Source organism: Brevibacterium sp. HMSC07C04, assembly GCF_001815905.1.
Classification (GTDB): Bacteria; Actinomycetota; Actinomycetes; order Actinomycetales; family Brevibacteriaceae; genus Brevibacterium.
This window is the reverse complement of record NZ_KV823262.1, coordinates 23,299-34,293: the sequence shown is the minus strand read 5'-3', so window position 1 is coordinate 34,293 and position 10,995 is coordinate 23,299. Positions and strand designations below refer to the sequence as shown.

The window sequence follows — 10,995 nt, the reverse complement described above, 5'->3', positions numbered from 1 at the left end:
AGAATCGCGCGGCTACGGCCTCGGCGATTGAGGGGCTGAAGACGCAGGCCGCAGCGAACCATAAGCTCGTGAGCCAGGTCGGCGGCGCGGTCCAGCGGATCGAGAAGCGGACCGAGGAGCGGGTCGAGAAGGCCGTCGAGCAGGTCGCCGGGGAGGCCTCCGCCACGATGACCGCGAACCTCGACGCGTCGAACGAGCGTGCCGAGCGGATCCTGGCGGCGACGGCGAAGCTAGAGGCTCGTCAGCTCTGGTCGGCTGCCGCCGCGATGTGCCTCGCTTTCCTGCCAGTGGTCGTGGTCGTCGCTGGGCTCTGGATGGCGATCGCCGGGCTCATCACAGGCGCTCAGTGGGCGCTCGACGTGGACGGGAGCCTGTGGCTCGGCATCGGGCGCTGGCTCGTGGTCACCGTGGGCTTCGCCGGGGCCGGCTACGGGCTCTTCGCATCCGTCCGCTGGGTTGCCGGCCTGGAAGGGCCGCGGGTTGCCGAAGTGGCCTCGCTGGCACAGATAGCGCATCGTGTGTCTGCTTCGACTCAGTCCGAGGAGTGCGCGGCGAGCAGGCCGATGAACTCGTCAGCGGCGTCAAGCTGCTTGGCAAGCTTCGCGCGGCGTTCATCCGCGTCGGTGCGGAAATCGTTCAGCGCCCGCCGGGCGCTCTCGGCGGCAGCACCGACGCCATCCGCGCCGTCGAGCGCCCGGAGCAGGTCGCCCATCTGATCGAGCGAGTATCCCAGTGGCTTCATGCGCCGGATCAGCAGGAGTCTGCCGAGATCGCCCTCAGTGTAGAGCCGGAACCCGCCCTCGGAGCGTCCGGAGGGCGTCAAGAGTCCGATCTCGTCGTAGTGGCGGATCGTGCGCTGCGACAGAGCTGTCCGCTCAGCCAGCTCTCCGATGTGCATCATTCCCGCTTCGGGCACGGAGGCCTCCTCATCTCATCGTCTCAGTTCGACACAACTCTCACGTTACGTTAGTGTTGACTCTCGTGTCCACATGAGCTGGACATGCCTCCGCCGTGGCGATCTATCACCAGGCGAAGCCGCGCGTTGTCGCGCACCACCAGACATTCTCCGCTCTCGGCCTGAGAGCGCCGCCCTGAACAGATGGAGGTACCGCATGGCCGTGCCCACTGCGACCAAAGAAGACAAGGGTCGGTACCGGCCCGAACCGTCGGTGCTCACCGCACTGAAGACCCCGCGCATCCTCACCCGCGAAGTTCTCGCAGGCCTGGTCGTGGCGCTGGCGCTCATTCCTGAGGCGATCTCGTTCTCGATCATCGCGGGCGTCGATCCACGTGTGGGCTTGTTCTCCTCATTCGTGATGGCAGTGTCCATCGCGTTCCTCGGTGGCAGACCCGCCATGATCACCGCGGCGACGGGCGCTATCGCTCTCGTTATCGCCCCCGTCGCCCGCGACTACGGCTTGGACTACTTCATCGCGACGGTGCTTCTGGCTGGGGTCTTCCAGATCCTCCTCGCCGTCTTCGGAGTCGCCAGGCTCATGCGATTCATCCCGCGCAGCGTCATGGTCGGCTTTGTCAACGCGCTGGCGATCCTCATCTTCATGGCACAGGTGCCCGAACTCATCGGCGTGCCCTGGATGGTCTACCCCCTCGTCGCGGTCGGGCTGCTGATCATGGTCTTCATGCCGAAGATCACCAAGGTCATACCGGCCCCACTGGTCTCGATCGCTCTGGTGACCGCCGCCGTGGTCGTCTTCGCGATCAACGTACCCGCAGTCGGCGACAAGGGTGAGCTGCCGCGCAGCCTTCCCGAGCTGTTCATACCGAATGTGCCGCTGACATGGGAGACTTTCACGATCATCGCGCCGTTTGCCCTCGCGATGGCGCTGGTAGGCCTGATGGAATCGATCATGACGGCGAAGCTCGTGGACGATGTGACCGACACCCACTCAAACAAGACCCGGGAGAGCTGGGGGCAGGGCGTCGCGAACCTGCTCTCCGGCCTGTTCGGCGGCATGGGCGGCTGCGCGATGATCGGGCAGACCATGATCAACGTGAAGGTGTCCGGGGCCCGCACCCGCATCTCGACGTTCCTCGCAGGTGTGTTCCTCTTGGTCCTCATCGTCGTCCTCGGCGACATCGTTGCGATCATCCCCATGGCGGCGCTGGTCGCGGTGATGATCATGGTCTCCGTAGGTACCTTCGACTGGCACTCCATCAAGCCCTCCACCCTGCGCCGGATGCCTAAGAGCGAGACGACCGTCATGGTCATCACCGTCGCCGTCGTCGTCGCCACCCACAACCTCGCCGTCGGTGTCGTCGTCGGCGTGTTCGTCGCCTCTGTGATGTTCGTGCGCCGCGTCGCCCACCTCATCGACGTAAAGCGTGAGATCACTGAACATGATGGCGCTCGGATCGCGCATTACACAGTCGAGGGTCAGCTCCTGTTCGCCTCCAGCAACGACCTCACCACCATGTTCGAGTACGCCGACGACCCTGACCGAGTCATCATCGACCTCACGAGATCCCACATCTGGGATGCCTCCACCGTCGCGGCGCTCGACGCAATCGAGACCAAATACGAACAGCACGGCAAGGCGGTCGAGTTCGTCGGGATGAACGAGTTCACGACTGCGTTCCACGCCCGACTCACGGGAGGACTCGGCAACGGTCACTGACAGGGGCTCGGGTGGGCCAGTCGGTCACGTTGGGGGGCAACCGCGGCGCAGCCGCGGGCGGCAGCCGCTATCCAACGTCACAACCATGAGATGCGCTAACGCAGGTCGATGACACCGGTGCCGACTTCGATATTGCACGTCTTGGCCGCAACCGTCGCCAGCAGCGGCATGGGCGAACCCGACTGCGGCGCAAAGTGGTGAACACGGAAATAGGCGCCGTTGACACCGAGTTCGTCAGCACCCTGCGCAATATCAACCGCGTCAGTGAGCATCTGTTTGGCATCAAGGTCACTGCCCGGCGCGTAATGCCCGAAGCTGAGGAATCCAAAAGACTTCATACCCGCCAAACAAAGTTGAACCTTTGACTATTCCCTTGGATTGAATCCGATCCGAAAACAGCTGCCCTGGTTATGTCAGTGCCTCAGTGCACACTGAGGGCATGACTACAGCAGCACTCATCACCGCCGTCGCCGCAGCGATCGTCTTCCTCGCGCTCGGTGCTGTTATCGGCTTCCTGTTCGGATCAGCACGCACCCGCTCGGAAATGTCCACGAGGCTCGCTCAAGCAGAAACAGCCCGGCAGCTTCTGACTGACCGTTCCGAAGCGCTGGAGGCTGATGCGCGCCTTGCCGGCGAACTCACCGGCGCTGTCGGCCCGCTAGCCGCCGGGGTGCGCCGCCTGCAGGAAGACCTCACGGAAACAGAGCGCCAGCGCATCGAGCAGATGACCAGGCTAAGCGAACAGCTCACTCACCTAAGCCAGCAGAACCGAGACCTACGCGAATCCACTGGACGACTGGGCCAGGTGCTTAACGCGACCTCGTCCCGCGGTGCGTGGGGTGAAGTTCAACTGCGCAGGATCGTCGAATACGCGGGCATGCTCCCACACGTCGACTTCGACACTCAGGTCAACGTCACCACAGCAGATTCCGCCCTCCGCCCCGACATGGTCATCAACCTGCCCCACGGCGGCACCATCGTCGTCGATGCAAAAGCACCACTGTCAGCACGCCTGCGTGCAGAAGACACCGGAAAGTCAGCCGCAGACGAACACGCACGCGCTTTTCTGCGGCACGTCGACTCACTGGCGTCAAAGGAGTACTGGAAGCAGTTCGCCGCTTCCCCAGACTTCGTCGTCTGCTTTGTGCCCAGCGATTCTCTCCTGTCCGAGGCAGCTGCCGCCTACCCGCAGCTCATCGAACAGGCAATGTCGCGCAATGTCGTCATCGCCTCCCCTTCGACCCTCCTTGTGCTGCTGAAGACCGCTGCCATGGGCTGGCGGCACGAAGCCATCAGCAGCTCCGCAGAAGAAGTCCTGCAGTTGGGTCGGGAACTCTACGACCGCGTGGGAACCCTTGCCGGTCACGCAGCCCGGGTCGGCACCGCACTGCAGCGGGCGGTGGGCGACTACAACACGTTCATCGGGTCCTTTGAAAGCCGGTTCCTGGTGACCGCACGGAAGTTCACCCACACTGGCCTGAGTACCGAGGACATCGATGCTCTCCCCGGTCTCGACGCCGCCGTGCGCAAACCCAGCGCAGACGAACTCAGCCGGCCAGATCACTGATCTGGTCGGCTGAGCGGCAGGCTGTGTGAGGGTTAAGAAAGGTCAGCGCAGGTCGTGTTCGCGGTCCGCGCCGTCCTTCTTGTTCGACGTCTTGTGGCCAGCGGCCTTGAGGTCCTTGCGCAGTTCGCGCGGCAGCGAAAACATCAGATCCTCAGTGGCGGTCTGCACTTCTTCAACATCCGTGTAGCCGTACTCGGCCAGCAGCTTGAGCACACCCTGCACCAGAATCTCCGGGACAGAAGCACCGCTTGTCACACCGACGGTGGCGACACCGTGGAACCACTCTTCGTCGACCTCACGGGCGAAGTCCACCCGGTGTGCGGCCTTCGCTCCGGCTTCCAGCGCAACTTCGACAAGACGCACTGAATTCGACGAATTCGCCGAACCCACAACAATCACCAAATCCGCCTGGGGTGCGATCTTCTTCACCGCAACCTGACGGTTCTGCGTGGCATAGCAGATGTCGTCACTCGGCGGGTCCTGCAACTGCGGGTAGCGCTCGCGCAGAATATCGACCGTTTCCATTGTTTCGTCGACCGACAGAGTGGTCTGCGAAATCCAAATGAGCTTCTCGGGATCACCCAGATCGACCGCGCGGGCTTCATCTGGGTTCTGCACGAGAACAATATCGTCGGGCGCTTCCCCCATCGTGCCCTCGACCTCTTCGTGGCCTTCGTGGCCCACAAGCACGATCAGGTACCCCTCTTTGGCAAAGCGAATGGCTTCGCGGTGCACCTTGGTCACCAGAGGGCAGGTGGCGTCAATCGTTTCCAGATTGCGCGCAGCCGCCTTGGCGTGCACCTCCGGAGAAACACCGTGGGCAGAGAACACCACGCGCTTGCCTTCGGGAACATCATTGGCGGAATCAACGAAGATCGCGCCGCGCTCGGTGAGAGTCTCAACAACATGGCGGTTGTGGACGATCTCCTTACGAACATAAACGGGCTCACCGTAGTGTTCAAGGGCACGTTCAACGGCGATCACAGCACGATCAACGCCCGCACAATAACCGCGGGGAGCCGCCAGCAGAACCTGCTTAGCGCCCTCGGGCTGTCGAATTTCACTCGGCTCTTTGCGCACACGAGGCATGGCCGGCATAGGAACGCTCACAGTACTCACACCACCATTGTAAGAAAGCGCCTATGAGAATTCGGTGTCAGCACCGGACGCTAGACTTCCCGACAACCCCAAGCGACGACAACAGAAGCGGAGACGGCGTGGCACAGCGCATCAGCGGAACCCCGGGAACTCTCGGCGCAGACACCCCGCGTCCGCTGCCCGAAATGGCAGGCGACACCACCGCGGACAACCCGTGGCCCCTTGCTCTTCTGTCACGCAAAATGAAGGAATACATCGACCGCATGTCCACCGTGTGGGTCGAAGGGCAGGTCATCCAGTTCAACCGGCGCGGCCGCGTCAGCTACTTCACGCTGCGCGACCTCAACGAAGAAATGTCGCTGCCCGTGCAGGTCTTCAACGACGTCCTCGAAAGGCTCGAATCTCCCATCGAAGAAGGCTCCCATATTGTCGTGCAGCTCAAAGCCGACTTCTGGGGCAAAGCCGGACGCCTGTCCATGCGCGCTCGCGACATCCGTCCGGTGGGTCTTGGTGAACTTCTCGCCCGGTTGGAACGCCTGCGCCGTCAACTGGCAGCGGAAGGCCTTTTCGACCCGGCCGCCAAAAAGCCGCTGCCGTTCCTGCCCGGCAGAATCGGGCTCATCACCGGACGGAACTCAGATGCAGAAAAGGACGTCCTGCGCAACGCCACCCTGCGCTGGCCGGCCGTGCAGTTCGAAGTGCGCAACACAGCGGTGCAGGGAACAACCGCGGTCGGCCAGATCATCAGCGCACTGCGCGAACTCGACAGCGACCCCACTATCGACGTCATCGTCATCGCCCGCGGCGGCGGAAGCATGGAAGACCTCCTGCCGTTTTCCAACGAAACGCTCATCCGCGCGGTCTCTGATGCCACCACCCCCGTGGTGTCAGCCATCGGGCACGAAGCCGACAACCCCATCCTCGATGAAGTCGCGGACCTGCGCGCATCCACGCCGACCGACGCTGCCAAGAGAATCGTGCCGGACGTCCACGAAGAAAACATGAAGATCCTCCAGGCGCGCGCCCAGCTGGACGGAGCACTGGAAAGGTTCATCGCTCAGGAACTCACAGCACTGGAATCCGTGCGCTCAAGGCCCGTGCTCGCTGAACCGCAGCAGATGATCACCTCACGCCAACAGGATGTCGAAAACTGGCGCGAACGCGCCTGGCAGCTGGGCAATGCAGCAGTGCAGTCCGGCTTGGCGGAAGTCCAGCACCTGCGCACCCAGGTTCGCTCGCTGTCGCCGCTGAACACTCTGGCTCGCGGCTACGCCGTGGTGCAGAGCGCTGACGGAACCGCCGTGCGCTCTGCGGAAACACTTGCACCCGGCGATCACCTGACCATCACAGTCGAGCGCGGTGTCTTCACCGCCGACGTCACTGAAATCACCAACACCGACGGCCCCGGACGCCCCACGGAAGGAACAGATTCACATGACTGAGAACACCATGCCCGAGAGCACCGCTGCACCGTCGGATGCGCAGAACATGAGCTACGAACAGGCGCGCGACGAACTCGTCACTGTCGTGCGCACACTCGAAGGCGGCAACCTGCCGCTGGAAGAATCACTGCGCCTGTGGCAGCGCGGAGAAGAACTCGCCGACCGGTGCCAAGCATGGCTCGACGGTGCCCGCGAAACCCTCAACGAGGCTCAGGCCAAGCGCGAAAACAAGACGGAGTCCGCTGAATAAGGGCTGCAGCTTCAGCGGCGGTTTCCGACCGCTCAACGGCGTTCAGCAGCCGCGCTGGAGCAGAGCCAGTGAAAGAAGCACTCAGCCGTTCAGCTGTTCGACGGCCTGCTTCGCGTATTCGTGGTAGCTCTCCCACCGGGCTGAGCCCTTGAACACGACCGTTGTTCCGGCAATCTTGCCCACCAGCGCCTGCTGGGTGAGGTCCTTCGATTCGTATTCGGTGAACGTCACCCCATCGATGTCCGACTTTCCGCGTTCGACAGCGCCGTCAACAACGGAGGCGAGCCAATCATCGTCGCCCTCAGACTGGCGAACAGAAACCCACTGGTCCTGGGGGCCGACCATCGACACGTACCACGTGTCCGCCTCGGGGTGGCCCATCTTGGTGAAGTGGGCGTCATTGGCGTTCCAGTCCTCAAGCAGCTGCGGTGTGTAGAGATCGAAGCCCGCGTGATCCTCGGCAGCCTGGCCGATCGAGGCAACATCAACGCTGCGCGTGGGATCGCCCTTCGGCTGCGGAACGAGCATAAAAACAACGAACACCACGCCGAAGCAGACGAGCAGGGCAATGATCATATTGACCCAGTTCGACGTCAGGCGGATCTGGCGCATTTCTTCCCGCGAACCGGGAACGGGCTTCTTCTCAGACACGCCCCCTATTGTCTCTGAGCGCAAACGCAAACGCACACCCACCCCTTGGCCCATCTGAGTTCGCTGTGTCACAGCCGGGTGGCACAATAAGGACTATGAGCACCAGCGAAACACCGGCAGAAAACCCGACTGTCAAAGGCCACCACAACGGCGGACGGGCTTCTGCCCAGCCCCAGGCCGTCACCGATGAATGGACGCAGCGTCTGCGCACGCATGCCGGCGAACCCGACCGCAACCTCGCCCTCGAACTCGTCCGCGTTACAGAAGCCGCCGCAATAGCCGCCGCTCCCTGGGTGGGCCGCGGCGACAAACTGGCCGCCGACGGCGCCGCAGTTGCCGCCATGCGCAATGTCATCTCGACCGTCACCATGAACGGCACCGTGGTGATCGGCGAAGGCGAAAAAGACGAAGCCCCCATGCTGTACAACGGCGAAGCAGTCGGCAACGGCGACGGTGCTCTGTGCGATGTCGCAGTCGACCCCATCGACGGCACCACGCTGACCGCCAAGGGCATGCCCAACGCCATTTCCGTCATGGCGGTCTCTGAAGACGGCTCCATGTACGACCCTTCGGCTGTCTTCTACATGGAAAAGCTCGTCGTCGGCCCCCAGGCGGCGGACTACGTTGACCTTCGCCTGCCCGTGGACGAAAACATCCGCCGCGTCGCCAAGGCCAAGGGCAACCCCGGCAACCCGTCCTCCGTCACGGTCGTCGTCCTCGACCGTCCCCGCCACAAAGACCTCATCCAGCAGGTCCGCGACGCCGGCGCGCGCGTCAAGCTCATCTCCGACGGCGACGTCGCGGGCTCTATCGCTGCCTGCCGCCCCGGCACCGGAATCGACATGCTCATGGGCATCGGCGGAACCCCCGAAGGCATCATCTCGGCCTGCGCTATCAAGGCCCTCGGCGGCGTCATCCAGGGTCGCCTGTGGCCACAGGACGACGCGGAACGCCAGGGTGCGATCGACGCGGGTCTCGACGTCGACGCGGTGCTCAGCACTGACGACCTCGTGACCGGAGACAACACATACTTCGTCGCCACGGGCATCACCGGCGGCGACCTCCTGGGCGGACTGCGCTACGAAGGCAAGCGCGTCGTCACCGAATCACTCGTCATGCGCTCGAAGTCCGGCACGGTCCGCACCGTCATGGCCGAGCACCTTCTGGAGAAGACCCACTCCTACGAAGAAGCGGCAAAGGAAGCTGCTGCGCGAGGTCTGGTCTGATGCCGGCACGCAATCTGACGCCGCAGCAGGCGCTCAACCACCTGATGGAGGGCAACAAGCGATTTGTTGCCGACACCCCGTCACATCCCAACCAGAACTCCAAGCACCGCAGCACGCTGACCGACCACCAGCACCCCTACGCAACACTGTTCGGCTGTGCCGATTCGCGCGTTGCCGCGGAAATGATCTTCGACGTCGGTCTTGGCGAAATGTTCGTCGTCCGCACCGCCGGCCAGGTCACGGACGCGGTCACCATCGGCAGCCTTGAATACGGTGCGTCCAACCTCGGCACGCCGCTGCTGATCGTGCTGGGCCACGACAGCTGCGGTGCTGTGACCGCCGCAGTCGAATCCCTCGAAACCGGTGAAACGCCCAACGGATTCGTCTACGACGTCGTCTCACGACTCCTGCCGACCGTCATCCACGCTCGTCGCGACGGCTTTGATGACATCGGCGGCGCTGTACACCAGAATACCGTCGACACGGTGCACCTGCTGTACGAACGCTCTCAGATCCTCAAAGAGCTGGTCGACTCCGGCCAGCTCATGATCGTCGGCATGACCTACAAGCTCAAAGACGGCCGCGCCAAGATCGTCGCCCAGATCGGCGGCGAAGCGGCCACGGAAAAGGAACTCACGGAGGCAGCACAGTGACAGAATTCCGCATCGAACACGACACCATGGGCGAAGTCAAAGTCCCCAAGGACGCCCTTTACGCCGCGCAGACCCAGCGCGCCGTCGAGAACTTCCCCATTTCGGGCAAGACCCTCGAAAATGCACACATCGCCGCTCTTGGCCAGGTGAAGAAGGCTGCAGCGCGCGCCAACCGGGAACTCGGCGTTCTCGACGCCGACCGCGCTGAAGCCATCGCCCAGGCGGCGGACCAAGTCATCGCCGGCAAGCACAACGGCGAATACCCCATCGACGTGTTCCAGACCGGTTCAGGCACCTCGTCGAACATGAACACAAACGAGGTCCTGGCAACCATCGCCACCGGAATCCTCAAGGACAAGGGCATCGAGGTCCATCCCAACGACCACGTGAACGCCTCCCAGTCCTCCAACGACGTCTTCCCCACCTCGGTACACGTGGCCGTCACCGGCGCACTGGTCAACGACCTCATCCCGGCTATGCGCACACTGGCTGAATCCCTGGAAAAGAAGGCCGAAGCCTGGAAGGACGTCGTCAAGGCCGGCCGCACCCACCTGATGGACGCAACCCCTGTCACGCTCGGCCAGGAATTCTCCGGCTATGCAGCACAAGTGCGCATCGGCATTGAGCGCATCGAAGCCTCGCTCCCCCGTGTAGCCGAAGTCCCGCAGGGCGGCACCGCCACCGGCACCGGCATCAACACACCCGATGGCTTCTCCAAGCGCGTCATCGAACTGCTGGCAGAACAGACCGACCTGCCGATTACGGAAGCCCGCAACCACTTCGAAGCACAGGCCAACCGCGACGGCCTCGTGGAAGTCTCCGGCCAGCTGCGCACCATCGCCTACAGCTACATGAAGATCAACAACGACCTGCGCTGGATGGGTTCGGGCCCCAACACGGGCCTGGGCGAAATCCACATTCCGGACCTCCAGCCCGGTTCGTCGATCATGCCCGGCAAGGTCAACCCGGTCATCTGCGAAGCAGCAATCATGGTTTCGGCTCAGGTCATCGGCAACGACACCACCATTTCGCTGTCCTCGACCAACGGCGCCTTCGAACTCAACGTCGGCATCCCGGTCATGGCTGCGAACCTGCTGGAATCCATTCGCCTGATGGCCAACACCTCGACCGTCATGGCCGAAAAGATGATCGACGGTCTCACGGTCAACGAAGAGCGCGCCCGCTTCCTCGCCGAAGCATCGCCTTCGATCGTAACCCCGCTGAACAAGGTCATCGGCTACGAAGCAGCTGCGGCAATCGCCAAGCACGCTGTGGCCGAAAAGATGACGGTCAAGGAAGCAACCATCGACCTGGGCTACGTCGAGAACGGCACCATCACGGAAGAAGAGCTCGACAAGGCTCTTGACGTGATGACCATGGTCGGCAACTACAACCGCTGACCCACTTCTGGGCAAGCCGATCTCGGCAAACTCAGACCTGACAGCAGAACAGGCGCCCACCGGCTTTGCGTG

The 10,995-nt window shown here is 63.0% G+C and carries 12 protein-coding genes; 7 read left to right on the top strand and 5 right to left on the bottom strand.

Annotated elements, in window-relative coordinates:
• Nucleotides 1–230 precede the first annotated feature (230 nt).
• Both HMPREF3162_RS11795 and HMPREF3162_RS06830 read right to left on the bottom strand, forming a co-directional pair.
• The gene (locus HMPREF3162_RS11795) at nt 231–515 is read right to left on the bottom strand and encodes a hypothetical protein (protein ID WP_070576606.1); all 285 of its coding nucleotides are present in this window, start codon (nt 513–515) and stop codon (nt 231–233) included.
• A 17-nt stretch (nt 516–532) separates the two neighbouring features.
• Nucleotides 533–916 (bottom strand): MerR family transcriptional regulator, encoded by a 384-nt coding sequence (locus HMPREF3162_RS06830; RefSeq protein WP_062019803.1) that lies wholly within the window; start codon nt 914–916, stop codon nt 533–535.
• Nucleotides 917–1,112: 196 nt separating this feature from the next.
• Here HMPREF3162_RS06830 and HMPREF3162_RS06825 point away from each other — a divergent pair, with 196 nt between their 5' ends.
• Entirely contained in the window at nt 1,113–2,636 is a 1,524-nt protein-coding gene (locus tag HMPREF3162_RS06825; protein WP_062019801.1) for a SulP family inorganic anion transporter, read from the top strand.
• 95 nt (nt 2,637–2,731) lie between these two features.
• Here the strand turns inward: HMPREF3162_RS06825 and HMPREF3162_RS06820 are convergent, their stop codons facing one another.
• Nucleotides 2,732–2,974 (bottom strand): LLM class flavin-dependent oxidoreductase, encoded by a 243-nt coding sequence (locus HMPREF3162_RS06820; RefSeq protein ID WP_070777417.1) that lies wholly within the window; start codon nt 2,972–2,974, stop codon nt 2,732–2,734.
• Nucleotides 2,975–3,075: 101 nt separating this feature from the next.
• Between HMPREF3162_RS06820 and HMPREF3162_RS06815 the strand changes: the two genes are divergently transcribed.
• A complete protein-coding gene (locus HMPREF3162_RS06815; RefSeq protein WP_070777415.1) occupies nt 3,076–4,203 on the top strand; it encodes a DNA recombination protein RmuC in 1,128 nt (375 codons plus the stop codon).
• Nucleotides 4,204–4,245: 42 nt separating this feature from the next.
• On the opposite strand, the gene HMPREF3162_RS06810 is transcribed toward HMPREF3162_RS06815, so the two are convergent.
• Nucleotides 4,246–5,301, bottom strand: coding sequence for a 4-hydroxy-3-methylbut-2-enyl diphosphate reductase (locus HMPREF3162_RS06810; protein ID WP_070777413.1), 1,056 nt, complete (start codon nt 5,299–5,301; stop codon nt 4,246–4,248).
• Between the two features lie 119 nt (nt 5,302–5,420).
• On the opposite strand from HMPREF3162_RS06810, the gene xseA reads away from it, so the two are divergent.
• Together xseA and HMPREF3162_RS06800 are read left to right on the top strand one after the other, a co-directional pair.
• Nucleotides 5,421–6,743 (top strand): exodeoxyribonuclease VII large subunit, encoded by a 1,323-nt coding sequence (gene xseA, locus HMPREF3162_RS06805; RefSeq protein WP_070777411.1) that lies wholly within the window; start codon nt 5,421–5,423, stop codon nt 6,741–6,743.
• Nucleotides 6,736–6,993 carry an exodeoxyribonuclease VII small subunit gene (locus HMPREF3162_RS06800; protein ID WP_019175594.1) on the top strand — a complete coding sequence of 86 codons (258 nt, stop codon included), beginning with the start codon at nt 6,736–6,738 and terminating at the stop codon, nt 6,991–6,993. The genes xseA and HMPREF3162_RS06800 overlap by 8 nt, the downstream gene beginning before the upstream one ends.
• Before the next feature lie 81 nt (nt 6,994–7,074).
• Here HMPREF3162_RS06800 and HMPREF3162_RS06795 read toward each other — a convergent pair whose 3' ends face one another.
• A complete protein-coding gene (locus HMPREF3162_RS06795) occupies nt 7,075–7,644 on the bottom strand; it encodes a DUF4245 domain-containing protein (protein WP_070777409.1) in 570 nt (189 codons plus the stop codon).
• A gap of 95 nt (nt 7,645–7,739) precedes the next feature.
• On the opposite strand from HMPREF3162_RS06795, the gene glpX reads away from it, so the two are divergent.
• Genes glpX through HMPREF3162_RS06780 form a run of 3 tightly spaced genes read left to right on the top strand, consistent with a single transcriptional unit; the run spans nt 7,740 to nt 10,923 of the window.
• Nucleotides 7,740–8,870: a class II fructose-bisphosphatase gene (gene glpX / locus HMPREF3162_RS06790; protein ID WP_218079176.1), complete on the top strand. Its 1,131-nt coding sequence runs from the start codon at nt 7,740–7,742 to the stop codon at nt 8,868–8,870.
• Complete coding sequence (locus HMPREF3162_RS06785; protein WP_070777407.1) at nt 8,870–9,523, top strand: carbonic anhydrase; 654 nt, start codon at nt 8,870–8,872, stop codon at nt 9,521–9,523. Before glpX ends, HMPREF3162_RS06785 begins: the two co-directional genes overlap by 1 nt.
• Nucleotides 9,520–10,923 carry a class II fumarate hydratase gene (locus tag HMPREF3162_RS06780; protein WP_083318939.1) on the top strand — a complete coding sequence of 468 codons (1,404 nt, stop codon included), beginning with the start codon at nt 9,520–9,522 and terminating at the stop codon, nt 10,921–10,923. The genes HMPREF3162_RS06785 and HMPREF3162_RS06780 overlap by 4 nt, the downstream gene beginning before the upstream one ends.
• Nucleotides 10,924–10,995 lie beyond the last annotated feature (72 nt).

Coding starts and splice junctions, on each gene's coding strand:
- HMPREF3162_RS11795 (WP_070576606.1), bottom strand. CDS start 515: ATGCGCTATCTGTGCCAGCGAGGCCACTTCGGCAACCCGCGGCCCTTC.
- HMPREF3162_RS06825 (WP_062019801.1), top strand. CDS start 1,113: ATGGCCGTGCCCACTGCGACCAAAGAAGACAAGGGTCGGTACCGGCCC.
- HMPREF3162_RS06820 (WP_070777417.1), bottom strand. CDS start 2,974: ATGAAGTCTTTTGGATTCCTCAGCTTCGGGCATTACGCGCCGGGCAGT.
- HMPREF3162_RS06815 (WP_070777415.1), top strand. CDS start 3,076: ATGACTACAGCAGCACTCATCACCGCCGTCGCCGCAGCGATCGTCTTC.
- HMPREF3162_RS06810 (WP_070777413.1), bottom strand. CDS start 5,301: ATGCCGGCCATGCCTCGTGTGCGCAAAGAGCCGAGTGAAATTCGACAG.
- HMPREF3162_RS06800 (WP_019175594.1), top strand. CDS start 6,736: ATGACTGAGAACACCATGCCCGAGAGCACCGCTGCACCGTCGGATGCG.
- glpX (WP_218079176.1), top strand. CDS start 7,740: ATGAGCACCAGCGAAACACCGGCAGAAAACCCGACTGTCAAAGGCCAC.
- HMPREF3162_RS06785 (WP_070777407.1), top strand. CDS start 8,870: ATGCCGGCACGCAATCTGACGCCGCAGCAGGCGCTCAACCACCTGATG.